Below are 23,121 nucleotides of genomic sequence, written 5' to 3' on the forward strand. Positions count from 1 at the left end.
GATCTCACTGACGTCGAACGATGAATTCGTAGCTCGACTCACGACCTTGATCGTCGGACTTCTCGAGGAGGTCGTCGCCGATGTCGGAGACGTTCTCGTAGGACCGGTTGGAATCGGCACCTGATCGGATCTCGTCGTTCAAGATCGAGACTTGGGAGTTGAACTCAGCCATTTCCAGCTGGCCGTAGCACGGAGATCTCTCCTCAGCGATCGCGTACATCTCCTCGCTGTCCTCTATGAGCATCTCGACGTGTTCCAGCTGGTCCGACGACCCTCTGGCGGTGACCACCTGCTCCCACGTCAGGGTCAGCCCTGTACCCACCTCATCAACCGTGAAGCACGGCTCCACCTCGCCGTTCGCCGGTGTGTCCTGTGCTTGAGCAGCCTGCGCTGCGGCTGCTGACTCCTGAGCCGTGCTGCCGGTCTCGGCTCCTCCTCCGTTCGAGCCGCACGCGGACAGTGCAAGAACCAGCACGACCCCAGCCGCTGCCATCGGGGACTTCAACTCCACAAGATCTCCTCGCTCTTGTTCCTCACCCATAGAAAATACTTGGAATTTCAACATATCTTGCGTCGGAGCAGCGGCTGTCTCCCGTGGGGTCGCGAGAGGCAGCAGCACGGGCCGACCGGCCCCCCGTTGCGGCAGCTCGGCGGTTACGCCACGGCTTCGACCGGCGTCTCGCCCGCGGGAGCGGTCTCGTACGCGGACCTGCCGTCCTCGGTCGCGCCGAGCAGCTGGGCGAGCATCGCCTCGTTCGTCGCGATCTCCGTCTCCAGCTCGGCGGGCAGCTGCCGGAGGAAGTCGTAGCGCTGCTTCGCCACCGGGACCGCCATCATCTCCGCAACCTGGATGGACACCCGCGGGATCCCGAGCTGATCGGTCAGCTCGTCCCCGTGAAGAATCCGCACCTGCGCCTGCGTGCGCTCCCGCAGCGGACCCTCCGGCAGCCCGAGCACGAGCGCCAGCTGGGCCGCGGTGGCATCCACGAGCGCGTCCACCAGAGCTCGCGACCCCTCGTCCGGGGATCCGGCGACCGCGCCGATCGCCCGCACCATGGGCTCGGAGGCCTCATGGTCGTCGAGCCCGGCGAGCAGATCGGCCGGAATGCCGAGCATCCGTCCGACGACCTGCCAGAACCCGTACACATCACGGGTCTGCTCGGGTGTGAGCTCATAGCCCAGCTTCTCCAGGCCGCGGTAGGGGATGTAGGTGAAGTCGAACCAGGTCCGGAGCATGTCGATCGAGTTGATCGGCGCACCCCACTCCGAGGTGTCCGCGCTGCGGTCCAAATGCTGTGCCCGGGAGAACGCGTGCATGGCGCGTACCATCCCGGTGTGCTCGAAGCCGCCGGCGCCCGGAACCAGGGCATCCCTGAAGTAGAGGTGGTACGTCCAGTTGCGCGTGTCGAGCAGGCGCCGCAGTGCGCCCTCCACCAGCCGCCCGGTGGAGACGAGGACCCGGGAGATCGCCGGGCTCGAGTAGGTGTTCACCAGTGAACCGGGACCGAGCGCGACGCTGTGGGTGAGCACGGGGATCGACAGGTACACCCGGCGCCCGCGCTCCAGGCGCTCCCGGTCCGCCCCGTCGAGGGCACCCCGCATGTCCGCGATGAATGCCTGGACCTCGGGAGCGTCGGTCTCCCCGGCTGCACCGGCCTTGAGCGCCGCGCGCAGCTGCCGCATGAGGACCGCGCGATCGGCTCCCGACGCGAACAGCGCGTCGGCAATGGGGTCCCCTTCGAAGAAGGCCCGCTGGAACCGTTCGGCGCGCTCGCTGCCGTGCTCGCGGACGAATTCGGACTGCCCGCCGCGCAGGGTGGGCCACGGATGATCGCTCATGAGGTCTCCTTTGACACTGTTGCGATGATGAGTGACTGAACAGTAACCTACTGCAGATCCGGTCTCAAGACCTCGTCGCTCGAGCGAGTCGCGAGACAGCCTCGGCGCACGCTTGCAAACGGTGTACGCGTGCTAACGTCATGCACACCGTCGACTGCGCGCGAGCGAACAGAGCTGAGGAGATGCTGACATGCCGTCACGTCGTGAGGCGCACTTCACGCTCTTCCTGACTCCCAGCGGCTATCACGAATCGGCATGGCTGGTGCAGGACGACGATCCCTGCGAAGCGATCTCCGTGGAGAGCCTGCACCGGGCTGCGGCGACTGCGGAGCGCGGGAAGCTCGACGCCGTCTTCTTCCCGGATTGGCCGATGCTGTCGCACTTCCGCGCCGAGTACTTCCCTCAGGTCCGCTACGACCCCATCACCCTGATGTCCGCGTTGGGAGCGGCGAACCGCAAGATCGGTTGGATCGCCTCGGCGTCGACGACCTACAACGAGCCCTTCGACCTGGCACGCCGACTGGCCACTGCCGACTTCGTCACCAACGGGCGCGCAGGGTGGAATGTCGTGACCACCTATCACGCCGAGGCGGCGAAGAACTTCGGGCGGACCCATCCCGCGCACGGCGACAGGTATGCTCGCGCAGCCGAATTCGTCGAGGTGACGCGGAGACTGTGGGACAGCTGGGAGGACGACGCCATCGTCGGGGACCGCAGCCGTGGCCGCTGGGCGGATATCGACAGGATCCGGCCCGCGCGGTTCGAGGGTGCGCACTTCTCCGTGGAGGGCGCGCTGCCGGTCCCCCGCGCCCCGCAGGGCCATCCCGTGCTGGCACAGGCCGGTTCGTCCCCGGCCGGGATCGACCTGGCGGGCCGTATCGCCGAGCTGGTCTTCACCCCGCAATCCTCCCCCGACGCCGGCCTCGGCTTCCGTCAGAAGCTCGATGCCGCTGCGCGGCGCTACGGCAGAACGGCGGACGACATCCGGATTCTGCCTGGGCTCGCCTTCGTGCTCGGCAGCACGGAGGAGGAGGCGCAACGGCTGCGCGCGGAGCTCGAGGAGTCCGCGAGCCCGGAGCTCCGGTGGAAGAACCTGGCGCTCAACGCGGGCCTGGACCATCAGCGCATCGATCCGGGGAAGCCGCTGGATCCGCGGCTGGCCGAAGAAGCCGAGAAGACCACATTCGCCCAGCACATCATCTCCGCCGCCCTCTCCTCGGACCGCCCATTCATCGACTTGGCGCAGGAGATCACAGGTCTGCCGGGCGGTCTGGAATTCACCGGGACGCCCGAACAGCTCGCCGATCTCATCGAGGATTGGGTGCTCTCCGGAGCCAGCGACGGCTTCACACTGCAGCCCACGACCATTCCCACTGCGCTCGATGCCTTCGTCGACCACGTCGTGCCCATCCTCCAGCGCCGGGAGCTGTTCCGCACGGAGTACTCCGGCACCACCCTCCGCGAGCATCTGGGCCTGGCGGCGGTCCGCGTCTGATCCCTCGATGATCCGGCCATAGGAGAGACAACCCATGGGAATCGAGTTCCGCCGCGTCACCAAGACCTATCCGGACGGCACCCGGGCTGTCGGCGATTTCAGCCTGGTGGTGCCCTCTCATTCGCTCACGGTGCTCCTGGGGTCGTCGGGATCGGGCAAGACGACACTCCTGCGGATGGTGAACCGGATGGTGGACCCGACGTCCGGGCAGGTCCTGATCGACGACGCCGACGTCGCAGCGGAGGCTCCGGTAGCACTGCGCCGCCGGATCGGCTATGTCATGCAGCATTCCGGTCTGCTTCCCCACCGCAGGGTGATCGACAACGTCGCCACGGTCCCGCGCCTCAACGGTGCGAGCCGGCGCGAGGCGCGGGAGCGCGCCGCTGAGCTGCTCGCTGTCGTCGGGTTGGACCCGAGTCTGGGCAGCCGTTACCCGGGGCAGCTCTCCGGCGGCCAGCAGCAGCGCGTCGGGGTCGCCCGGGCGCTCGCGGGCGATCCCAATATCCTGCTGATGGACGAGCCCTTCGGGTCCGTGGATCCGCTGGTCCGCATCGAGCTCCAGCGGGAGCTCAAGCGCATCCACACCGAGCTGCGGAAGACCATCATCTTCGTCACGCACGACATCGATGAAGCGCTCACGCTGGGTGATCAGATCGTCGTCCTGCGCCCGGGAGGGGAGATCGCCCAGACCGGAGCGCCGCCGGAGATCGTCGAGAATCCTCGGGACGACTTCGTGGCCCAGTTCCTCGGCGTGGCCGGCGGCCGGCGCTCGCTGCGCGCCACCGTGCGCGACGACGGCGGCTTGTCGATCTCGGACAGCACCGGCCGCCCGCTCGGAATCCTCGAAGCGCTGCCCTCGAAGGCGCCCGGCTCCTTACCGGGCGGGTGACGCCGTGGACTGGATCCTGTTGAACCTCCCGCTCATTGCCGACCTCACCTTCGCCCACCTCGCCCTCTGCATCCCGGCGATCCTGCTGGCGGCGGCGGTGTCGCTGCCGGTCGCGGTCGTGGCGAACAGACTGCGGCCGGTGCGCGAGGTCCTCGTCTCCGGGACGGGCCTGCTGTATGCCGTGCCGTCACTGCCGCTGTTCGTCGTGCTGCCGGTCGTCATCGGGACCGGAGTCCGCGACCCGCTCAACGTCGTCGTCGCGCTCGCGATCTACGGGACCGCGCTGATGGTCCGCTCGGCGGCCGACGGGCTGGACGCGGTCTCCGCGGATGCGAGGACGGCGGCCACTGCTCAGGGCTATTCGCGATGGGGGCGCTTCTGGGCGGTCGACCTGCCCCTCGCAGGGCCGGCACTGCTTGCCGGTCTGCGGGTCGTGAGCGTCAGCACCATCAGCCTGGTCTCCGTCAGCGCTGTGATCGGCGTTCAGTCCCTCGGCTCCCTATTCACCGACGGATTCCAGCGCGGGATCGTCCCCTCGATCATGAGCGGTCTCGTGATGACTGCGGTGCTCGCGGTGGGTCTCGACCGGCTGCTGGTGCTCGCCGGCCGCGTCTGCATGCCGTGGTCGGCAGCCCGGGAGGCGCCGGGCAGATGAACCATCTCAGCGAAGCGGTCCGCTGGCTTCTCGACGCCGCCACCTGGTCCGGACCCACCGGCCTGGGCGTGCGCACTGTGGAGCACCTGCAGTACACGCTCGTCGCCGTCCTGCTCTCGGCGGCGATCGCGCTCCCCATCGGCCTCGCAATCGGGCACTTCGGCAGGGGGAAGAACGTGGCCGTGGCCGGAACCGGCGTGGTTCGGGCCCTTCCCACCCTCGGCCTCCTGACTCTCGTGGCGCTCTTCACCGGTCTGGGCCTCACCGCCCCGATGGTCGCGTTCATCACCCTGGCGGTCCCGTCCATCATCGCCGGCGCCTACTCGGGTGTGGAGTCCGTAGATCCCCGGGTCGTGGATGCCGCACGCGCGCAGGGCATGAACGGCTGGCAGACCCTCCTGACAGTGCAGATCCCCTTGGGGCTCCCGCTGATCATCGGTGGAATCCGGCTGGCGGTGCTGCAGGTCGTGGGAACCGCTACGATCGCAGCATATGTCGGCGCCGGCGGGCTCGGCGTTCCCCTCTTCCTGGGGCTGCGCACCAACGACTACCCGCTGCTGCTGGCGGCCTCGCTCGTAGTCATCGCGCTGGCCATCGTGCTCGACGGCGCCTTCGACCTTGCCCAGCGACTGATCCGCAGGCTGCCGGGATTCGCATGAGGCCGCTGTTCACCCGTCCGTCCCTGCTCCACATCGTCCGGAAGGAACCACCACTGTGAAACCTCGGTCTCGCGGTCCACTCGCGGTCGTCGCCGCCGCCCTGCTCCTGACAGCCAGCGGCTGCGCGGGAGGATCGGATCCACTCGCGAATTCTCCCGCCGGCGGGGTCGACGAGGGCACGCTCGTCATCGGCTCGCAGCAGTACTACTCGAACACCATCATCGCCGAGATCTACGCCCAGCTCCTCGAAGCCGCCGGCTACGACGTCGAGCGCGATTTCGAGATCGGCCAGCGCGAGGTGTACGCCTCGGAGCTGACCAACGGGAACATCGACGTCTTCCCGGAGTACACGGGCGCCCTGCTGCAGTACTACGATCCAGCGGCCGGTTCGGGGACGCCGGAGGAGGTCTACGAGGCGCTCACCGAGTCCCTGCCGGAAGGACTGACCGCGTTGGAGCCGGCTGAGGCGACAGATCAGAACGAGTTCGTGGTCACCCCCGAATACGCGCAGGAGCATGACCTGGTCTCGATCGGAGACCTTGCGGGAGTCGACGACGTGGTCATGGCCTCCAGCCCGGAGTTCGAGACCCGCCCCTTCGGTCCGGAAGGCCTCCGGGAGGTCTACGGCGTCGAAGTCGAGCTGCAGGTCATCGACGATTCGGGAGGGCCGCTGACGGTCAATGCCCTGCTCGACGGCGAAGTCGACGTGACCGCGACGATCTACAGCGCGAATCCCGCAATCAGCGAGCACGGCCTCGTGGTGCTGGAGGACCCGAAAGGGCTTCTGCCCTCCGCCCATCTCGTGCCGGTCGTCTCCGACGATGCCGACGACGAGGCACGGGCAATCCTCAACGAGGTCCACTCCCTGCTGAGCCAGGACGAGCTCCTGGCCCTGAACTCGCGCAGCGTCAACGAGCAGGCCGCGGCCGAGGTCGTCGCCCGGGAGTGGATCGAGAAGCACAGCCTTCTCGACTGAGCGGCGGGCGCGCTCGCCTGCCGGGCCCAGCAGGCGAATCGGCGCCAGGCGCCCGGCCGCACAGCCGGCATCATCAGAGGCCTACCCGGCCCTGGACCCCGGTCCCGGGCTGCGCCCGCTCCCGCTTGCGATAGGTGACGATCTGGGCCACGACGACGATCGCGATCGCCAGCAGGAACATGAACGAGCCGATGACGTTGGCCTCCGGCGGGATGCCGCGTGCCGCTGCGATGTAGATGAACTTCGGGAAGGTGATCTCGGCTCCCGAGTTGAAGTTCGTGATGATGAAGTCGTCGAAGCTCAGGGCGAAGCTCAGCAGAGCGGCCGCCAGAATGCCGGGCAGCAGCAGCGGCAGGGTGACCTTGAAGAAGCGCTGCGCGCCGGAGGCATAGAGATCGGCGGCCGCCTCGTCGAGCGCCGGGTCGAGGCTCGCGACCCGGGCGCGCACCGTGACGACCACGAAGGAGATGCAGAAGGCGATGTGGGCCAGGATGATGGTCGGCTTCCCCAGGGTCACCCCGAGGTTGAGGAACTGCGTCAGCAGGGCTGCGCCGAACACCACCTCAGGGGTGGCCATCGGCAGGAACACCAGAATGTTCGCACTCCCGGAGAACCGGAATCGGTAGCGCTCCAGGCCGATCGCGATCAGCGTGCCGAGAACGGTCGCGACCACCGTCGAGGTGAGCCCGATCTGAAGGCTGTTGACGAAGGCGTGACACACCTCGGGCGCACCGCACGGGTTGCGCCAGTTGTCGAGAGTGAAGCCGCGCCAGGTCAGGTTCGTCTTGCCGGCCTGATTGAACGAGAACACGAAGATATAGACGATCGGCACCAGCAGATAGGCGAACGCGAGACCGCCGACGACGGGCACGAACCAGCGAGTAGGGTCGAATCTCCTCACAGCAGCTCCTTCGTGCCGAAGCGGCGCACATACGCCATCACCAGGATCAGGATGGCGACCATGAGCACGAACGCCAGCGCCGCTGCCTGCGGGTAGTCGGCGGCCTGGAAGAACCGGCTCTCGATGATCTGGCCGATCATCGTCGTATTGCGGTTGTTGCCCAGCAGCGATGCATTGATGTAGTCGCCGGCCGCCGGGATGAACGTCAGGAGAGTGCCCGCGAGCACTCCCGGCATCGACAGGGGCAGGGTCACCTTCCGGAACGTCTCCCACGGTGACGCATACAGGTCGGAGCCGGCTTCGATCAGCCGGGCGTCCAACCGCTCGAGGTTGGCGAAGATCGGCAGGGTCATGAACGGCAGGAAGTTGTAGGTCATGCCCGCGACGACCGCGACGGCGGTCGCGGTCAGATGGGCACCCGGTGGCATCAGGCTGAGCGCTTTGAGCGCGCCGACCACCAGACCGTCGTCCGACAGGATGATCTTCCACGCCTGGGTGCGCAGAATGAAGCTCGCGAAGAACGGGGCGATGATCAGCACCAGCAGGAGCCCCTGGGCCAGGCGGTGGCCGCGCAGGCGAACAGCGACCAGATAGGCGATCGGGTACCCGATGAGCAGCGCGGCGACTGTGGTGATCAGCGCGAACGCAAACGATCGCAGCAGCGGCACCCAGTACAGCACGAGCACTTCGGTGTAGTTGGAGAACTCCAGCGCCGGCTGGAACGCGCCGACGCCGCCCCCGGGAACCGGTGCGAACAGCGAGGTCGCCAGCATCACGAGCACCGGCAGCGCGAAGAACAGCGCCAGGAAGGCGAAGCCCGGCAGGACGAACCAATAGCCGAGGCGCCCCTGTCGGGAGTGCTGCCTGCGCTCGGCAGTCGACATCTGCTGCCGTTCCCGGCGACGGTTCCGGCGACGGCTGCGGCCTGATCGGCCCTGCCGGCTCCCCGCCGGGACGGCCTGCTCGGGGCGGACCGCCGCGGGCGCGGGAACCTGCTCATGAGACGGGGTCAGCCCCGTCCCGGCGCTCATCCCGGCTCCACTTCCGCTCCGGCACTGATCGGCTCGTCGCCGGCCAGGCCGAAGGTGTACTTGGCGCGCCACCGCAGGCTGACCCTGTCGCCGATCGCGAGCACGTCCCCGGCCAGGTTCTGGGCGAACACCTCGACGCTGCCGATGCCGGGCACTTCGACCTGGTATTCGGTGGAGACCCCGGTGTAGGTCATCGCTGAGACGACACCCCCGGCGAGCGTGTTCCACACTTCGCCGTCCCGATCGGCGAAGGTGCCGTGCCGGCCCTCGTCGTCGGACCCGACGGGTGCGATCGCGATCTTCTCCGGCCGGATGCCGACGAGCAGCCGGCCTTGGCGGGACACGCACCGGTCGGACAGCAGCCGTGCCTGCGCCGAGCCCGCGGCGATCGTCAGCCACGGCCCGTCCTCGCCCAGCACCTCTGCCTCGATGAGATTGGACTTGCCCAGGAAGTTCGCGACGAACACCGTCTCCGGCTGGTCGTAGAGCTCCTCCGGCGGTCCCAGCTGCTCGATGCGGCCCTCGTTCATCACCGCGACGATGTCGGCCATCGTCATCGCCTCGTCCTGGTCGTGCGTGACGTGGATGAAGGTCAGCCCCACCTCGCGCTGGATCCGGGACAGCTCGAGCTGCATCTGGCGGCGCAGCTTCATGTCGAGTGCACCCAGCGGCTCGTCGAGCAGCAGCACCTCCGGCTCGTTGACGATCGCCCGGGCCAAGGCCACCCGCTGCTGCTGCCCGCCGGAGAGCTGCTGCGGTCGGCGATCGGCGAGATGGGACAGCTCGACGAGCTCGAGCACCTGGCTCGCCTTCGCGCGAGCGTCGTGGACCTTGCGTCGGCGCAGCCCGAACGCCACGTTGTCGATGACGCTCATGTGCGGGAACAGCGCATAGCTCTGGAAGACCGTGTTGACGGGCCGTCGGTGGGGTTTGACGCCGGTGATGTCCTGCCCGCCGAGGAAGATCCGGCCCTCGGTGGGGAACTCCAGTCCCGCGATCATCCGCAGCGCGGTGGTCTTGCCGCACCCGGAAGGTCCCAGCAGCGCGAAGAAGCCGCCCGGAGGGATCTCCAGGTCCACGTGGTCGACGGCGGTGAAGTCGCCGAAGCGCTTGACCAGTCCTCTGAGCTGCAACCCTCCGGAGGTCGGCCGCGTAGCGGGGGTGCCGGTCTCCGGCGGGGCGGGGCTCATGCTGCCGACTGCATTCATCTCTGACCTTTCGAGTCCGCTCGTGCTCACTTGCCGATCGCACGCTGGAACATGTCGATGTACTTCTGCTCCTCCTCGCGCTCCACGGGGCGCATCGCCGACACGTTCTCCAGGAACTCGTCGGTCGGGAAGATCAGCGGGTTGTCGACCAGGCTCGGGTCGAGCTTCTCCATCGCCTCGCGCGCTCCCTGCACCGGGCAGATGTAGTTGACGTAGGCGGCGACCTCTGCCGCAACAGCCGGGTCGTAGTAGTAGTTCATCAGCGCTTCGGCATTGGCCTTGTGGGTGGCCGCCAGCGGCACCAGGAGTTGTCGGACCACAGATCTCCCCCGGCTTCCGGAATGGTGAAGTCCCACTTGTCGCCGTTCTCGGTGTTGAGCTGCGTGATGTCGCCGGACCAGGCGACCACGGCCACCGCGTCGCCGGAGATCAGATCCTCCTTGTAGGAGTTCCCCTTGGCCTGCCGGATCTGGCCGTTCTGGACGTTCTCGGCGATGATGTCGACGGCGTTCGCGTAGTCGTCCTCGGTGAACCGGGTGATGTCGACGCCCTGTTCGAGCATCACCAGCGCGGGTGTCTCGTTCCAGCCGTCGATGATCTCCACTCGTCCCCTGAGGTCGGGGTTCCACAGGTCGGAGACGTTCTTCAGCCCCTGCGGCACCGCCTCCTTGTTCCACGCCAGCCCCGTGAAGCCGGACTGCCAGGTCACCGAGTACTTCCTGCCGGGGTCGTACTGCACGTTCTGCAGCTCGGGAAGCAGGTTGGCGATGTTGGGGATGTTGTCGTGGTTGAGCTCCTGGAGCCATCCGTCGGCGACCATCCGCGAGGCCATCCAGTCGGTCAGGGTGATGATGTCCTGCCCGATCGACTGCCCACGCGACAGCTGCGCCTGGACCTTGCCGTAGTAGCTCTCGTTGCTGTCGATGTCCTCGGAGTAGTTGACGTCGATGCCCGTCTGATCCGTGAACTTCTCGAGCGTCGGATAGGTTCCGGTCTTGTCGTCGTAGTCGAGGTAGAGGGTCCAGTTGGCCCAGCGGAGCATCTTCTCCTGCTCGGAGACGTCTTCGGCCGGCGCCATTCCCTCCTCGGTCGTCATGCCGCCGGTGCCGCAGGCGGCCAGCAGCCCGGCCAGCCCCAGGCCGCCGGCGGCGGCGAGCACTCGGCGTCGATCGACCTGGGCTCGCACCAGGCTGCTGAGCATCGGATCTGCCGGGAGGGGACGAGTGGGTGCCATGGCGACGATCTCCTTCTGCTGGCGACTGGCGCTGTTGAACAGCAACAGACGAATGGCAACAGCGTGCCAGAAAGTGAGCTGGCTCACAATAGTGCCGGAGCCTTCCGAAGAACGGAATGCGGCATCCCACATCCAAGTCACGACTGATGTCGTCTGAATCCGTCGATACTCACGCGGATTCCGCAGTCCTCGCTCTTGAAAGGGTTTCCTCGATCCGCCATAGTTGGAGCACCGAGCGCGGAGGGAAGGACAAGCGTGGTCATCAACGCCCAGCACAGCGGTCAACCGGTGGTCCAGCTCGACGAGAAGTCGAAGGCGATCATCGAGCAGCTCCAGCACGACGGCCGGCAGTCCTACTCGGCGATCGGGCAGGCCGTCGGGCTGTCGGAGGCCGCTGTCCGCCAGCGCGTCTCCCGGCTCCTCGACTCCGGGGTCATGCAGATCGTCGCAGTCACCGATCCGATGCAGCTCGGCTTCGCCCGGCAGGCGCTGATCGGGATCCGGATCGACGGGGACGTCGTCGCCGCGGCCGAGGCGATCGGCGAGTTCGGTGAGGTCGACTATCTGGTCATCACCGCCGGGTCCTTCGACATCATCGCCGAGGTCATCTGCGAATCCGACGCGGACCTCTTCGAGCTCATCAACGACCGGCTGCGGCGCGTGCCCGGGGTCAGCACCACCGAGACATTCATGTATCTGTCTCTGCACAAGCAGAAATACAACTGGGGGACGAGATGACTCAGCAGATCGCAGACACGAGCAGCCGGTACCAGGCCGGCATCCGGGACCACCTATGGATGCACATGACGAATCATCAGGGGCTCTACTCCGGCAGTGCCACGCCGGTGATCACGCGGGGCGAGGGCCACTTCCTCTATGACGACCAGGGCAGGGAATACCTCGACGGGCTGGCCGGCCTCTTCGTCGTCCAGGTCGGACACGGCCGGGAGTCGATCGCGCGCGCCGTCTACGAGCAGACGAAGACCCTCGACTTCATGCCCCTATGGTCGTATGCGCACCCGCCGGCGATCGAGCTCGCCGAACGGCTGGCGCACTACACCCCGGGCGACCTCAACCGGGTGTTCTTCACCTCCGGGGGCGGGGATTCCGTCGAGTCGGCGATGAAGCTGGCGAAGAACTACTTCAAGGTGACGGGCCGGCCCGGCAAGCACAAGGTGATCTCGCGGGCCACCGCCTACCACGGCACTCCGCACGGCGCGCTGTCCGTGACATCGCTGCCGGGCCTGCGCAACCAGTTCGAGCCGCTGGTGCCGGGGGCGCTCAAGGTGCCGAACACCAACTTCTACCGCGCGCCGGAGGCGCTTGCCGACAACGAGAAGGAGTTCGGCCTCTGGGCGGCCGACCGGATCGCGGAGGCGATCGAGTTCGAGGGCGCCGATTCGGTGGCAGCGGTGTTCCTCGAGCCGGTGCAGAACTCCGGCGGCTGCTTCCCGCCCCCTCCCGGCTACTTCGAGCGGGTCCGCGAGATCTGTGACGAGTACGACGTGCTCCTGGTCTCCGACGAGGTCATCTGCGCCTTCGGTCGGATCGGGGACATGTTCGCCTGCAACGACTTCGGCTACGTGCCGGACATCATCACCTGCGCCAAGGGCTTGACCTCCGGGTACGCACCGTTGGGCGCCATGATCGCCTCGGAGCGGCTGTTCGAGCCCTTCGGCCGGGGCGGGGAGACCTTCTACCACGGCTACACGTTCGGCGGTCATCCCGTCGCCTGCGCCGCCGCCATGGCCAACCTCGACATCTTCGAGGAGGAGAAGCTCAACGACCACGTCCACGAGCAGGGGCCGGCCTTCCGCTACACCCTGGAGAAGCTCAAGGACCTGCCGATCGTCGGGGATGTCCGCGGCGAGGGGTTCTTCTACGGGATCGAGCTGGTCAAGGACCGTGACACCAAGGAGTCGTTCACCGATGAGGAGAGCGAGCGGATCCTCAAGGGCTTCGTCTCCCATGCCCTGTTCGACAGGGGTCTCTACTGCCGTGCCGACGACCGCGGGGAGCCGGTTGTCCAGCTGTCCCCGCCGCTGACCATCGGTCAGGCGGAGTTCGACCAGATCGAGCAGATCATCCGCTCGGTGCTCACCGAGGCCTGGTCCCTGCTCTGAGGCACTGCGTCGGACTCCCCTGGCCTCGACCGGCGGCGCGGCGGTGCTTGAACCCTGCTGTGCGCTCTGCCACGATCGACTCACGCACGCAGGGTCGCGTGCCGCCGCCTCCGCGGCAGCCCGCTCGAGAAGGAGCCGCAGCAATGACGCTGAACCACACCGACGTCGAAGCGCTGGATGCACAGCTGGCCGAGTTCGTCGCCAGCGGCCGTCTCCCCCACCTCGCTGCGGCTGTCATCGACAGCTCCGGGGAGCTCCACACCTTCAATCATGGGCACCTGGCGACAGGCGCAGCTGCTCCCTTCACCGTCGACTCGGTGATCTGGCTCGCCTCGACGACGAAGCTCGTCGTGGCTCTGGCCGCGCTGCAGCTGGTGGAGCAGGGCGCCCTCGCTCTCGACGCCCCGCTGAAGAACCTGCTGCCGGAGCTCGGCCAACAGCAGGTCCTCGATCCGGACGGCTCGCTGCGGGAGCCGGACCAGGACATCACCCTGCGCCATCTGCTCTCTCACACCGCGGGGAACGGCTACGCGTTCTTCAACCCGAGCGTCCGGGATTTCCAGGACGCCAACGGCATCCCCCCGATCATCGAATGCAGGACTGCCACCCTGCAGACACCGCTGACCTTCGATCCGGGAAGCCGGTGGGAATACGGGACGAACATCGAATGGGTCGGCCGGGCCATCGAGCGGGCCGGCGGCCAGACGCTGGAGCAGCACCTCAAGGAGAACATCCTCCAGCCCCTGGGCATGGAATCGACCGCCTTCATCCTCGATGAGCACATGAGGGGCAGCCGTGCCGCGATCCACTATCGCGGCGAGGACGGCTCCCTGAGCCCCACGTCGATCCAGATCACGCAGGACCCGGAGTTCTTCATGGGCGGCGGTGGTCTCTACGGGACGGTGCGCGACTACATGAAGCTGCTGCGGATGCTGCTGGGCGAGGGAACCCTGGACGGCACGACGATCATCAGCGCTTCCATGCTCGCCGAGGCTCGCCGCAATCAGATCGGACAGCTCCGGACCCAGCCGGTGCGCACCGCCGACCCGGCCACCACCCGCGATGTCGACTTCCTGCCGGAGTTCGGCGACAAGTGGAGCCTGCTGGGGCTCCGCAACGACAGCACGGAGCCGAACGGCCGATCGCGCGGCAGCCTGTTCTGGTGCGGTCTGGCCAACACCTACTACTGGGTCGACTGGGAGAAGGGGACCGCCGGGTACGTGGCAGCCCAGGTGCTGCCGTTCGCCGATCCGGAGGCCCTCGCCGCGTTCAGCGCAGTCGAATCGGTGGTCAATGGGGAAGGTGGAGCGGATGCAGGGAGCGCCGATGCCCGGATGAAGATCGATCTCGAAGCCGCGGCACGCAGTCCCGGTCGCCCCTCCGAGGACCTGGAGCTCGAACTCGAGTGAGGACAAGGACTGGGTACAGTGGGCGGAGTGAGGTGAGAACCATGACCGCTGCCGACTCCACCCCGGTGCCCACGCCCTCGACGGTGTCCGAATCCTCCACCGCGTCCGCGGCTTCCCCGCCTTCGCCCGTCCTGCTGACCACCCGGTTCGCCGAGGAGCTGCCGGAGCTCGCCATCTCCTGGAGCGCCGCGGAAGCGCCGGACCCGCAGCTGGTCGTGCTCAATGAACCGCTGAGCCACGAGCTCGGCCTCGATCCCTCCTGGCTGCGCAGCCCGGAAGGTCTGCGCCTGCTGACCGGGACGGGGCTTCCCGAGGCAGCGGCCCCGGTGGCACAGGCCTACGCCGGGCATCAGTTCGGCTGGTACTCCCCGCGCCTCGGCGACGGACGTGCGCTGCTGCTCGGTGAGCTGCAGGCGGCAGACGGCAGCCTGCGGGATCTGCACCTCAAGGGTTCGGGTCCGACCCCGTTCGCCCGCGGCGGTGACGGCTTCGCCGCGCTTGCCCCGATGCTGCGCGAGTACGTCGTCAGCGAGGCGATGCATGCCCTGGGAATCCCCACCACCCGGTCGCTCGCTGTCGTGACCACGGGCCGTCAGGTCCGCCGCGACAGCGTCCTCCAAGGAGCTGTCCTCGCCCGGATCGCGAGCAGCCATCTGCGAGTCGGGACCTTCCAGCACGCGAGGGCCAAGGATGACCTCGACCTGCTGCGCCGCCTGGTCGACCACGCCATCGCCCGGCATCACCCGGACGCGGCGTCGGCCGCGAACCCTCCGCTCGCGCTCCTGCGGGGCGTGATCAGCGCCCAGGCCGCGCTGCTCGCCCGGTGGATGCTGGTGGGGTTCATCCATGGGGTGATGAACACCGACAACATGACGATCTCCGGCGAGACGATCGACTACGGACCGTGTGCCTTCATGGAGGCCTTCGACCCCGCGACCGTCTACAGCTCCATCGACCAGACCGGACGGTACTCCTACGGCAATCAGCCGCTGGTGGCCGAGTGGAACCTCGCCCGGTTCGCAGAGACCCTGCTGCCGCTGATCGACGACGATCAGCAGCGGGCGGTCGACGCCGCCGGTGAGGCGCTGCGCTCCTTCAGCCGGGAGTACAGCGCCGCCTGGTCAGCCGGCATGAGGCTCAAGCTCGGCCTGCGCAGCGGGCAACCCGAGGACTCGGCGCCGCTCGTCGCCGACCTGTTCCCGCTGCTGCAGGACAGCGCGGTCGACTACACCTCGTTCTTCCGCCGCCTCGGCGCGGCCGCGCGCGGCGACCTCGGCCCGGTCCGCAGCCTGTTCGCCGACGGTGCGAGCCTCGATCAGTGGCTGCGCCGGTGGCTGGACCGAGGGCCTGACCCGGAGGTGCTCGACGATGCGAATCCGGTCTACATCCCCCGCAACCACCTGGTCGAGGAAGCACTGGACGCCGCCGTCGGCGGAGATCTCGCCCCGCTGCATCGGCTGCTGGCGGCAGTGACGTCCCCCTATCGGGAACGCCCCGGCCTGGAACGCTGGGCGGATGCCGCCCCCGACGACTTCGGCCCCTACCGGACCTTCTGCGGCACCTGAACAGCAGCGGCAGGGGCCGCAGTGTTCATCGGCGACCGGCCTCGTACAGGAGGAGATTCCGCCACGGAGCCTGCCCCAGCACCCGCCAGCCGGACGGGCAGCTGCCGCGGAGCTCGCCCGGTGTGTAGCTGCGTCGGATGGAGATCAACCCGTCGGCGCGGATGAAGGAGCGGTGGAAGAACGGCAGGGTGCCGGCCGAGAACAGGAGATAGGCGATCGGGCTGCGGCGGATGTCGCTGTGCACGGCCCGGATCCGGGCGAGCTGCTCCGAATCGGACAGCAGCGCGCTCAGCCCGCTCGCGTCGAGGTGGTGGAGCAGGTGGTTGGAGATCACGAGGTCGAAGCCGCGTCCCTCGGCGACGAGCTCGGCGCTCAGCGCCTGCCGGTACTCGACGCCCGGAACCGGTGGCCGGCCGGTCGCCCATGCGTGGGCGCGCTCGTCCGGGTCGACCGCGGTGATGTGCACGCGGAACCCGTCCCGGCGAGCCCAGCCGGCGAGGGCCCGTGCGAGGTCTCCCCCTCCGGACCCGATATCGAGGACCGTGGTGAGCTCGCCTCGGCGGAGGGCCGGGCGCAGGTGCGAGCGGTAGGTCTGCCGCCAGCCCGCGACGAGTCGGTTGACGATGCGGAACTGGGAGTAGGTGCGGTCGAGGGTCGAGCGATCGCACTCGGGGCCGTCCATCCACTCGAGGACGGACGTGCTGCGCTCCCGCAGGTCGGGCAGGATCACTGATGTGAGCCGACGGTGGTGAACAGAGCGCTCTCCACCGTCAGCCCGGGCCCGAAGGCCATTCCGCAGACCCGCTCCCCGGCTTCGGACTCCGGCCGGTCGAAGATCTCCTTGAGCACGAACAGCACCGTCGCGCTGCTCATGTTCCCGTAGTCGCGCAGCACCCCGCGCGAGGGCTCCAGCTGTTCGGCATCGAGGTCCAGCCTGCGTTCGACCTTGTCGAGGATGCTGCGACCGCCGGGATGGATCGCCCAGTGATCGATGTCCCGGAATTGGCGGTCCTCCAGTGAGCGATCCTTGGCGAACAGCGGGGCCAGCGCCCCGGCGATGTGCTGATCGACGATCCTGGGCACGTAGGATCCGAGAATCATGTCGAAGCCGTGGTCGCCGACCGTCCACGCCATCGCCTCCTCGCCGACGGGAGTGAGCACGGTCTCGAAATGGTCGAGCTGGAGTCCGCGCCCGGGACCGAGATCACGTCCGGTGATGATCGCCGCCGCCGCCCCATCGGCGAACAGCGAGGCGCCGAGGATGGAGTCCGGGTTGTCGGCGACGCGCACATGGATGCTGCACAGCTCACCGCTGACGATCAGGACGACCGAATCCGGTTCGGCGTCGCAGATCGCTTTGGCCTGGCGCATCGCCGGGAAGGCGGCGTAGCAGCCCATGAAGCCGAGGTGGTAGCGCTGCACCGAGGGATTCAGCCCCACGTCGCGCACGACCCGATAGTCGGGGCCGGGAGCGCAGAAGCCGGTGCACGACACCGTGATCACATGGGTGACGTCCGAGCGATCGATCCCCTCGCACTCCTTGATCGCCGCCGCCGCCGCTTCGACGAACAGCTTGGGCGCCTCGCTCACGTAGACGTCGTTGCGGGTGCCGGTCGTGGGATTGAGGATCCGGCGGGAGTCCGGATCGAAGAAGTCGGGATCTTCGACGGCTGCGGTGAAGCTCATCTCCCGCACTGCGCTGAAGCGGCGTTCGATGCCGGATGAGTTGAACGCCGCTCCGATCAGGCGGATCGCCAGAGCGCTGAGCCCGGGTTGCGCGGCGAAGACGTCGCGGACCTCCCCCTGGATCAGGACGGTGTCGGGAACAGCGACCTGGAGGGACCTCAGCGTGACGGGCATGTCTCATTCTCTCGATCTCGCCGAGAAGGAGCAAGAGATCTTCGGAGTTCGGATCAAGTTCCCGGTTCGACCAATCCTGATTCGTAGCCGATGATCACCAGCTGCGACCTGTCGCGCGCGCCGAGCCTGCCGAGCAGCCTCGACACGTAGGTGCGCGCCGTCGCCGGTGAGATGAACAGGTGCTGGGCGATCTCGTCGTTCGACATCCCGAGCGCGACGTGCTGCAGCACCTCCCGCTCCCGGAGGTTGAGCCCCTCCAGGGGCGCCGTGTTCAGCTGTCGGTCGGGACGGGCGGCGATGGCGCTGAGCACCTTGCGGGTGACGGACGGCGACAGGAGGGAGTCGCCCGCGGCAACCGCTCGGATCGCCTGCCGCAGATCTGGTGCGGAGATGTCCTTGAGCAGGTAGCCCGCCGCGCCCGAGCGGATCGCCTCGATGATGTTCTCGTCCTCATCGAACGTTGTGAGCATGACGACTCGGGAGTCGCGCAGCCGAGGGTCCGCGACGATGGCGCGCGTCGCCTCGAGCCCGTCCATCTCCGGCATCCGGATGTCCATGAGGACGACATCGGGTCTGAGCTCCCGGACTCGGCTCAGGCCGGAGCGTCCGGTACCGGCCTCGCCCACGACAGCGATATCCCCGTCGTGCTCGGCGAGATCTCTGAGCCCGGTTCTCAGCAGCTCCTGATCGTCGACGACGACCACCGTGATGGGTGAGTCGTCGCTCACGCCGGTCTCGCTGCCCGAGGCGCCCTGCCCAGTCATGCCGGAAGACTCCGGGGCAGCGTCGCGGTCACGGCGAATCCGCCCTCGGGGACGGGTCCGGCCGCGAATTCGCCGCCGAGCAGGCGCACGCGTTCGGCCATCCCCTCGATGCCCCGGCCGCTGACCGTCCCGGCCCCCTGCCCGTCTCCATCCCGGGCGTCGGCGCCGGACCGGAGCGGCACCCGCGCCTTCGCCGGCCCTGCATCACGCACCTCCAGCCACAGCTGCTCGGGGTGCGAGTCCGCGCCGGTGCGGGGATGGGTTCGCACGTCGCGGGCGCAGCACTCGACAGTCACGGAGACGGTCGGCGCGGCCGAATGGCGGATCACGTTCGTCAGCGACTCCTGCACGATCCGGTACACGGCCGCTTCGATTGCGGAGTCGACGGCGCCGGGCTCGATCCCCACGGCCGCCTCGACATGCACGCCCGCACTCTCCGCCTGCTCGAACAGCCGGGCGAGACCTGCGATGCCGACCGTCGACCGCTCCGGCTGCTCGTCGGGCCCCGCTCGCAGCACCTTCACCGTCGTCCGGAGCTCGCGCATCGTCGCCGAGGCGGCCTGCCGGATCTGCTCCACCGCCGCGGCGGCTGCCGCATCGCTGCGGCCGATCGCCTCGGCGGCGACGTTGCTGTGCACGGCGATGACCGACATCGTGTGTCCGATGACGTCGTGGAGATCCCGGGCGATGCTGAACCGCTCGGTCTGCAGCAGGCGCTCGGCCTCACGCTGCTGATCCAGCACGGCGCGCTTGCGCTCCCGCTCCTCATGGGCTCGGATCTCCCGCCGCGACCGGACGCTCACCCCGAGCGCGATCGCCGCGGCGGCCAGGGCGATGTTGGTCAGCAGGTCGTAGCTGTACAGGTATTCCGGGGGAAGACCCTCGTGCAGCCGGGCGAAGGCCGCCACACCGACCAGCACGACGCCGGCGACGGTCGCCCAGCGAGTCCACCCCGCCTCCGCGGCGGAGAACAGCGCGGCGGCGGCCGGCAGCGCGATGCCGATGGGCGGCAGCTCGAAGATGTAGTAGACGAACACGAACAGCACCGTGACGAGGAGCACCCACCGAGGCGCCTGGCGGCGGACCAGCAGCATCGCACCGAACAGGACCGCATACAGGTACGCGAACGGACCGGCTCGACCGGTGTTCTCGAGGTCCGCGGTGATGACGACCGCCAGCACGAGCGTCAGCGCGAGCGCCAGCAGGGCGTCGACCAGTCGCGGATGCACATCAGCCGCGATCCGCTCCGGTCCGGTCCCAGCTCCCGTGGCAGCCATGGTTCCAGGGTACTGACAGCATGAGGGGACCGGAATCCGCAGAAGGCGACGCTCCGTGTCGCCTTTCAGCGTCAGCGACCGTTCCCAAGCGAACGCACCGCCTGCCGAATGAGTCGATTCCGGGCGAACCAGGTGTCGCCTTCAGCCCGATGTTCCGGAGGCGTGCCGGAAATAGCCTCGTTGCATGAATTCGACACGAAGTACTCAGACCACCCGCAGACCCCCGCTCAACTGGCTGCTGATCCTGGGACTCGGAGCGCTGCCGCTGGCAGTCGGGCTCGGACGCCACCTGGATCTGCCGGCCCTGGCGCTCGTCGGTCTCGTGACCCTCGCCTGGGTCCTGATTGCGGGCCTGGCTCGCATCGGCCGGCCAGTCATGACGCTGGCTCTGGCCGGCCTCACCGCCGGCGCCTACGCAATCGTGCTCAGCGCGCTCATCACGCCGATGACCAGCGGGCGATTGCAGGGTCCGGTCGCAGAGCCTTTCGCGATCATCCCGGTGCTGGTGGTGCCCACCATCTGGGGCCTCGGAGCCGGATTCATCGCGCTGGCGCTGCAGCGCCTGCTCACTCCCCCGTCCGATCACCATGCGAGGAGGCTCCCATGAGCACCGCAACCAGCCAGCAATCACCCGTCCGACGGTTGCTCGACCGCATCACCTTCCCCGTCGCTGTCGCCTACCTGTGGGTCATCATGATCCTCTTCGGCGCCATCATCCTGGAGACGGTGATGTTCTATCCCAATATCTTCGCCGATCCCCCGGCGTCGCTGGAACTGAGCATGGACTTCCTCACCGTGACCGGTCCGAACGACGTCTTCCCGCCGTTCGGAATGGCCTGCTGGGGGTTCGGAGCGGCTGCGCTGCTCCTCACGCTGCGCACCCGCAACGTGAGGTGGTGGATCGCGCTCAGCCTCGCAGCGCTGGTGGCCGAGGGCGTCGTCTCGATCCTGTTCTTCTGGCCCCGCAACGACATCATGTTCACCGAAGGACTCGCCGTCCACTCCGCCGAATACCTGCAGCAGGTGGCCCACGAATTCCAGACCTGGCACTGGCGCTCCCGCATGCTGTTCAACGGAATCGCGGCGGTGTCCGTCTTCATCGGCTTCCTCAACCTGCACCGGAACCGCGTGCTCGCGCTCTGCCGTGACCGGTGAATTCGGCCTGTTGCCGACGGCCGGCCCCGACGGCCCGCCCCGGCGCCGGTCGCGGCGGACCGGCCGAACGACCACTCACCACAACTCCCCGAAGGAGTGACCGACCATGACATCGACCGTGACGGCGACATGGGCAGCGCCGACCGCGCTCGTCGCAGCCCTCGCCCTGGTGCTCAGCGCCTGCACCGACGGCTCGCCGACCACTCTCCGGACCATCGCCCCGGTGTCCTTCGACACCCCGCTGGCCATCCCGCCGGAGGCGGAATCGCGTGTCGATGCCTCCGGAACCCGGGTCTTCGAGCTGACAGCACAGGAGGGAAGCACGGAGCTCCTGCCCGGTACGACGACCACCACCTGGGGATACAACGGCAGCCACCTCGGCCCCACCCTGCGGGCCGAGCGCGGCGAACGCGTCACCGCAGAAGTCACCAACCACCTCGGCGAGATGACGACCGTGCACTGGCACGGCATGCACCTGCCGGCCCGGATGGACGGTGGCCCCCACCAGCCGATCAGTCCCGGGGAGACGTGGCGGCCGACCTGGGAGGTCGACCAGCCGGCCGCAACCCTCTGGTACCACCCCCATCCGCACGGGGAGACCGAGCGGCACGTGTACCTGGGCCTGGCCGGGATGTTCCTCATCGACGACCCCGAGGCGGCTCCGGCCCTGCCCTCGGAGTACGGCGTCGACGATGTGCCCGTCATCGTCCAGGACAAGCAGTTCTCGCAGGACGGCCAGTTCAGCCGCGAGTCGGTCCAGGAGCCGGGCATCCTCGGAGACACCGTGCTGGCCAACGGAACCTTCGGCGCCTTCCATGAGGTGACGACGGAGCTCGTCCGGCTGCGTGTGCTCAACGGCTCGACCGCGCGCACCTACGCCTTCGGCTTCGACGACGACCGCGAGTTCCAGCTCGTCGGCTCCGACGGGGGTCTGCTCGCGGCGCCGCTGCCGCTCACCCGGATCCGCCTGTCCCCCGGCGAGCGCGCGGAGATCGTCGTCGCCCTCGACCCCGGCGAGGACACGGTGCTGAAGTCGTATCCGCCCGAGCTCGGAGACGTCGCGTCGGAACTGGCCTTCGGCGGCGAGGACACCATCGAGGTCCTGCAGCTGCGCGCCGCCGAGGAGCTGCAGGACTCCGAACCCGTGCCGGTGGAGCTCGCCGAGATCGAGCCGCTGGCCGAGGAGGAGGCGACGGTGACCCGAGAGTTCACCCTCGCCTCCCGGCTCATCAACGGCAGGTCGATGGACGTCGACCGGGTCGACGAGGTGGTGGAGGTCGGCTCCACCGAGATCTGGGAGGTCAGCACCGACGATCCCCTGATGCACAACTTCCACGTCCACGACGTCCAGTTCCAGGTCCTCGACATCGACGGCGAGGCGCCTCCGCCCGAGCTTCGGGGACTCAAGGACACCGTGTACCTGGAACCGGGACGCCGGTACCGGCTGATCATGCGGTTCGAGGACTATGCCGACCCCAGCGCGGCGTACATGTACCACTGCCATCTGCTCCGGCACGAGGACGAGGGCCTCATGGGCCAGTTCGTCGTGGTCGAGCCCGGACAGACCCCGCAGCTTGCTCAGGCGCCGCCGGATCAGCATCAGCACCAGCCGTGACGTCCTGCCGGTCATTCGCCGCGATAGGTGCCGAGCGACCAGAGGTTCCCGTCGCGGTCCCGGAAGCCGAACTGGTGGGACCCGTAGTCGGTGTCGCCCAGCGGCTCCAGCACCTCGAGGTCCGCTTCGGCCTGCACTCGCTCCCAGACCGCATCCACGGTCGCCGGTTCCGCCGCGACGATGTAGACGCCCTGCGCCTCCAGCCGGCCCCAGTCACCGGGCTTTCCGCGGGTGCCGAACATCACGCCGCCACCGTCGGGCCAGCGGGCCTCTGCGTGCTGAACGACTCCGTCGTCGTCACGATGGATCACCGTGACGACGAACCCGAGCACGTCGCTGAGCAGCCGGACTCCCTGCTCGGCATCGGTGAAGCTCAGGCTCGGCCACACGGAGGGGACGGCCGGCGGAAGATTCTGCTGACGATTCTGCTGAGTATCCATGCACCCAATGTGACCCTGCACACGTG

24 protein-coding genes are annotated in these 23,121 nt (G+C 68.1%); 12 read left to right on the forward strand and 12 right to left on the reverse strand.

Translation table 11 applies throughout. The annotated features are described in order from the left end of the window. Nucleotides 1-4: 4 nt before the first annotated feature. Together LXN01_RS07470 and LXN01_RS07475 are read right to left on the reverse strand one after the other, a co-directional pair. Complete coding sequence (locus tag LXN01_RS07470) at nucleotides 5-565, reverse strand: hypothetical protein (protein WP_236863992.1); 561 nt, start codon at nucleotides 563-565, stop codon at nucleotides 5-7. Nucleotides 566-654: 89 nt separating this feature from the next. Further along, on the reverse strand, nucleotides 655-1,839 hold the full coding sequence (locus LXN01_RS07475; protein WP_236863993.1) for an oxygenase MpaB family protein: 1,185 nt from the start codon (nucleotides 1,837-1,839) through the stop codon (nucleotides 655-657). A gap of 190 nt (nucleotides 1,840-2,029) precedes the next feature. Here LXN01_RS07475 and LXN01_RS07480 point away from each other — a divergent pair, with 190 nt between their 5' ends. Genes LXN01_RS07480 through LXN01_RS07500 form a run of 5 tightly spaced genes read left to right on the forward strand, consistent with a single transcriptional unit; the run spans nucleotide 2,030 to nucleotide 6,513 of the window. After that, nucleotides 2,030-3,334 carry an NtaA/DmoA family FMN-dependent monooxygenase gene (locus tag LXN01_RS07480; RefSeq protein ID WP_236863994.1) on the forward strand — a complete coding sequence of 435 codons (1,305 nt, stop codon included), beginning with the start codon at nucleotides 2,030-2,032 and terminating at the stop codon, nucleotides 3,332-3,334. A 34-nt stretch (nucleotides 3,335-3,368) separates the two neighbouring features. Next, entirely contained in the window at nucleotides 3,369-4,223 is an 855-nt protein-coding gene (locus tag LXN01_RS07485; protein WP_236863995.1) for an ABC transporter ATP-binding protein, read from the forward strand. 4 nt (nucleotides 4,224-4,227) lie between these two features. Further along, the gene (locus tag LXN01_RS07490; RefSeq protein ID WP_236863996.1) at nucleotides 4,228-4,878 is read left to right on the forward strand and encodes an ABC transporter permease; all 651 of its coding nucleotides are present in this window, start codon (nucleotides 4,228-4,230) and stop codon (nucleotides 4,876-4,878) included. Next, nucleotides 4,875-5,537 carry an ABC transporter permease gene (locus LXN01_RS07495; RefSeq protein ID WP_236863997.1) on the forward strand — a complete coding sequence of 221 codons (663 nt, stop codon included), beginning with the start codon at nucleotides 4,875-4,877 and terminating at the stop codon, nucleotides 5,535-5,537. The genes LXN01_RS07490 and LXN01_RS07495 overlap by 4 nt, the downstream gene beginning before the upstream one ends. 55 nt (nucleotides 5,538-5,592) lie before the next feature. Next, nucleotides 5,593-6,513, forward strand: coding sequence for an ABC transporter substrate-binding protein (locus LXN01_RS07500; protein ID WP_236863998.1), 921 nt, complete (start codon nucleotides 5,593-5,595; stop codon nucleotides 6,511-6,513). Nucleotides 6,514-6,586: 73 nt separating this feature from the next. On the opposite strand, the gene LXN01_RS07505 is transcribed toward LXN01_RS07500, so the two are convergent. The 5 genes from LXN01_RS07505 to LXN01_RS07525 all read right to left on the reverse strand — a co-directional run bounded on the left by LXN01_RS07505 (nucleotide 6,587) and on the right by LXN01_RS07525 (nucleotide 10,887). After that, nucleotides 6,587-7,414, reverse strand: a complete 828-nt coding sequence (locus LXN01_RS07505) for an ABC transporter permease (protein ID WP_236863999.1) — start codon at nucleotides 7,412-7,414, stop codon at nucleotides 6,587-6,589. Continuing rightward, entirely contained in the window at nucleotides 7,411-8,298 is an 888-nt protein-coding gene (locus tag LXN01_RS07510; RefSeq protein WP_236864120.1) for an ABC transporter permease, read from the reverse strand. The genes LXN01_RS07505 and LXN01_RS07510 overlap by 4 nt, the downstream gene beginning before the upstream one ends. Before the next feature lie 143 nt (nucleotides 8,299-8,441). After that, a complete protein-coding gene (locus tag LXN01_RS07515) occupies nucleotides 8,442-9,635 on the reverse strand; it encodes an ABC transporter ATP-binding protein (protein WP_236864122.1) in 1,194 nt (397 codons plus the stop codon). Nucleotides 9,636-9,679: 44 nt separating this feature from the next. Further along, nucleotides 9,680-9,973 (reverse strand): type 2 periplasmic-binding domain-containing protein, encoded by a 294-nt coding sequence (locus tag LXN01_RS07520; RefSeq protein WP_236864000.1) that lies wholly within the window; start codon nucleotides 9,971-9,973, stop codon nucleotides 9,680-9,682. After that, a complete protein-coding gene (locus tag LXN01_RS07525; protein ID WP_236864001.1) occupies nucleotides 9,913-10,887 on the reverse strand; it encodes a polyamine ABC transporter substrate-binding protein in 975 nt (324 codons plus the stop codon). Before LXN01_RS07525 ends, LXN01_RS07520 begins: the two co-directional genes overlap by 61 nt. 255 nt (nucleotides 10,888-11,142) lie before the next feature. On the opposite strand from LXN01_RS07525, the gene LXN01_RS07530 reads away from it, so the two are divergent. The 4 genes from LXN01_RS07530 (at nucleotide 11,143) to LXN01_RS07545 (ending at nucleotide 15,984) form a co-directional block, all read left to right on the forward strand. Next, on the forward strand, nucleotides 11,143-11,625 hold the full coding sequence (locus LXN01_RS07530) for an Lrp/AsnC family transcriptional regulator (protein ID WP_236864002.1): 483 nt from the start codon (nucleotides 11,143-11,145) through the stop codon (nucleotides 11,623-11,625). After that, nucleotides 11,622-13,010: an aspartate aminotransferase family protein gene (locus tag LXN01_RS07535; RefSeq protein WP_236864003.1), complete on the forward strand. Its 1,389-nt coding sequence runs from the start codon at nucleotides 11,622-11,624 to the stop codon at nucleotides 13,008-13,010. The genes LXN01_RS07530 and LXN01_RS07535 overlap by 4 nt, the downstream gene beginning before the upstream one ends. Nucleotides 13,011-13,153: 143 nt before the next feature. Further along, entirely contained in the window at nucleotides 13,154-14,419 is a 1,266-nt protein-coding gene (locus LXN01_RS07540) for a serine hydrolase domain-containing protein (protein ID WP_236864004.1), read from the forward strand. 41 nt (nucleotides 14,420-14,460) lie between these two features. Next, nucleotides 14,461-15,984: a protein adenylyltransferase SelO gene (locus LXN01_RS07545; protein ID WP_236864005.1), complete on the forward strand. Its 1,524-nt coding sequence runs from the start codon at nucleotides 14,461-14,463 to the stop codon at nucleotides 15,982-15,984. A gap of 25 nt (nucleotides 15,985-16,009) precedes the next feature. Here LXN01_RS07545 and LXN01_RS07550 read toward each other — a convergent pair whose 3' ends face one another. From LXN01_RS07550 to LXN01_RS07565, 4 genes are read right to left on the reverse strand one after another with little or no spacing between them, the layout of a single operon-like run. After that, entirely contained in the window at nucleotides 16,010-16,714 is a 705-nt protein-coding gene (locus LXN01_RS07550; RefSeq protein WP_336885246.1) for a class I SAM-dependent methyltransferase, read from the reverse strand. Continuing rightward, nucleotides 16,711-17,844: a type III polyketide synthase gene (locus LXN01_RS07555; protein ID WP_236864006.1), complete on the reverse strand. Its 1,134-nt coding sequence runs from the start codon at nucleotides 17,842-17,844 to the stop codon at nucleotides 16,711-16,713. The genes LXN01_RS07550 and LXN01_RS07555 overlap by 4 nt, the downstream gene beginning before the upstream one ends. 53 nt (nucleotides 17,845-17,897) lie before the next feature. After that, nucleotides 17,898-18,608 (reverse strand): response regulator, encoded by a 711-nt coding sequence (locus LXN01_RS07560; protein WP_236864007.1) that lies wholly within the window; start codon nucleotides 18,606-18,608, stop codon nucleotides 17,898-17,900. Continuing rightward, complete coding sequence (locus LXN01_RS07565) at nucleotides 18,605-19,885, reverse strand: sensor histidine kinase (protein WP_236864008.1); 1,281 nt, start codon at nucleotides 19,883-19,885, stop codon at nucleotides 18,605-18,607. Before LXN01_RS07565 ends, LXN01_RS07560 begins: the two co-directional genes overlap by 4 nt. Nucleotides 19,886-20,069: 184 nt before the next feature. Between LXN01_RS07565 and LXN01_RS07570 the strand changes: the two genes are divergently transcribed. The 3 genes from LXN01_RS07570 to LXN01_RS07580 all read left to right on the forward strand — a co-directional run bounded on the left by LXN01_RS07570 (nucleotide 20,070) and on the right by LXN01_RS07580 (nucleotide 22,655). Next, nucleotides 20,070-20,492: a hypothetical protein gene (locus LXN01_RS07570; protein ID WP_236864009.1), complete on the forward strand. Its 423-nt coding sequence runs from the start codon at nucleotides 20,070-20,072 to the stop codon at nucleotides 20,490-20,492. Further along, a complete protein-coding gene (locus LXN01_RS07575; protein WP_236864010.1) occupies nucleotides 20,489-21,040 on the forward strand; it encodes a hypothetical protein in 552 nt (183 codons plus the stop codon). The genes LXN01_RS07570 and LXN01_RS07575 overlap by 4 nt, the downstream gene beginning before the upstream one ends. 106 nt (nucleotides 21,041-21,146) lie before the next feature. Continuing rightward, nucleotides 21,147-22,655, forward strand: coding sequence for a multicopper oxidase family protein (locus LXN01_RS07580; protein ID WP_236864011.1), 1,509 nt, complete (start codon nucleotides 21,147-21,149; stop codon nucleotides 22,653-22,655). An 11-nt stretch (nucleotides 22,656-22,666) separates the two neighbouring features. On the opposite strand, the gene LXN01_RS07585 is transcribed toward LXN01_RS07580, so the two are convergent. Further along, on the reverse strand, nucleotides 22,667-23,095 hold the full coding sequence (locus LXN01_RS07585) for a VOC family protein (protein ID WP_236864012.1): 429 nt from the start codon (nucleotides 23,093-23,095) through the stop codon (nucleotides 22,667-22,669). Nucleotides 23,096-23,121 lie beyond the last annotated feature (26 nt).

Source organism: Brevibacterium daeguense (assembly GCF_021729135.1).
Classification (GTDB): Bacteria; Actinomycetota; Actinomycetes; order Actinomycetales; family Brevibacteriaceae; genus Brevibacterium; species Brevibacterium daeguense.

What these genes read in the sequence shown, in the direction of transcription:
- LXN01_RS07470 (WP_236863992.1), bottom strand. Translation starts at nt 565, where the DNA reads ATGTTGAAATTCCAAGTATTTTCTATGGGTGAGGAACAAGAGCGAGGA.
- LXN01_RS07475 (WP_236863993.1), bottom strand. Translation starts at nt 1,839, where the DNA reads ATGAGCGATCATCCGTGGCCCACCCTGCGCGGCGGGCAGTCCGAATTC.
- LXN01_RS07480 (WP_236863994.1), top strand. Translation starts at nt 2,030, where the DNA reads ATGCCGTCACGTCGTGAGGCGCACTTCACGCTCTTCCTGACTCCCAGC.
- LXN01_RS07485 (WP_236863995.1), top strand. Translation starts at nt 3,369, where the DNA reads ATGGGAATCGAGTTCCGCCGCGTCACCAAGACCTATCCGGACGGCACC.
- LXN01_RS07495 (WP_236863997.1), top strand. Translation starts at nt 4,875, where the DNA reads ATGAACCATCTCAGCGAAGCGGTCCGCTGGCTTCTCGACGCCGCCACC.
- LXN01_RS07510 (WP_236864120.1), bottom strand. Translation starts at nt 8,298, where the DNA reads ATGTCGACTGCCGAGCGCAGGCAGCACTCCCGACAGGGGCGCCTCGGC.
- LXN01_RS07515 (WP_236864122.1), bottom strand. Translation starts at nt 9,635, where the DNA reads ATGAGCCCCGCCCCGCCGGAGACCGGCACCCCCGCTACGCGGCCGACC.
- LXN01_RS07525 (WP_236864001.1), bottom strand. Translation starts at nt 10,887, where the DNA reads ATGGCACCCACTCGTCCCCTCCCGGCAGATCCGATGCTCAGCAGCCTG.
- LXN01_RS07535 (WP_236864003.1), top strand. Translation starts at nt 11,622, where the DNA reads ATGACTCAGCAGATCGCAGACACGAGCAGCCGGTACCAGGCCGGCATC.
- LXN01_RS07540 (WP_236864004.1), top strand. Translation starts at nt 13,154, where the DNA reads ATGACGCTGAACCACACCGACGTCGAAGCGCTGGATGCACAGCTGGCC.
- LXN01_RS07545 (WP_236864005.1), top strand. Translation starts at nt 14,461, where the DNA reads ATGACCGCTGCCGACTCCACCCCGGTGCCCACGCCCTCGACGGTGTCC.
- LXN01_RS07555 (WP_236864006.1), bottom strand. Translation starts at nt 17,844, where the DNA reads ATGCCCGTCACGCTGAGGTCCCTCCAGGTCGCTGTTCCCGACACCGTC.
- LXN01_RS07560 (WP_236864007.1), bottom strand. Translation starts at nt 18,608, where the DNA reads ATGACTGGGCAGGGCGCCTCGGGCAGCGAGACCGGCGTGAGCGACGAC.
- LXN01_RS07565 (WP_236864008.1), bottom strand. Translation starts at nt 19,885, where the DNA reads ATGGCTGCCACGGGAGCTGGGACCGGACCGGAGCGGATCGCGGCTGAT.
- LXN01_RS07570 (WP_236864009.1), top strand. Translation starts at nt 20,070, where the DNA reads ATGAATTCGACACGAAGTACTCAGACCACCCGCAGACCCCCGCTCAAC.
- LXN01_RS07575 (WP_236864010.1), top strand. Translation starts at nt 20,489, where the DNA reads ATGAGCACCGCAACCAGCCAGCAATCACCCGTCCGACGGTTGCTCGAC.
- LXN01_RS07580 (WP_236864011.1), top strand. Translation starts at nt 21,147, where the DNA reads ATGACATCGACCGTGACGGCGACATGGGCAGCGCCGACCGCGCTCGTC.
- LXN01_RS07585 (WP_236864012.1), bottom strand. Translation starts at nt 23,095, where the DNA reads ATGGATACTCAGCAGAATCGTCAGCAGAATCTTCCGCCGGCCGTCCCC.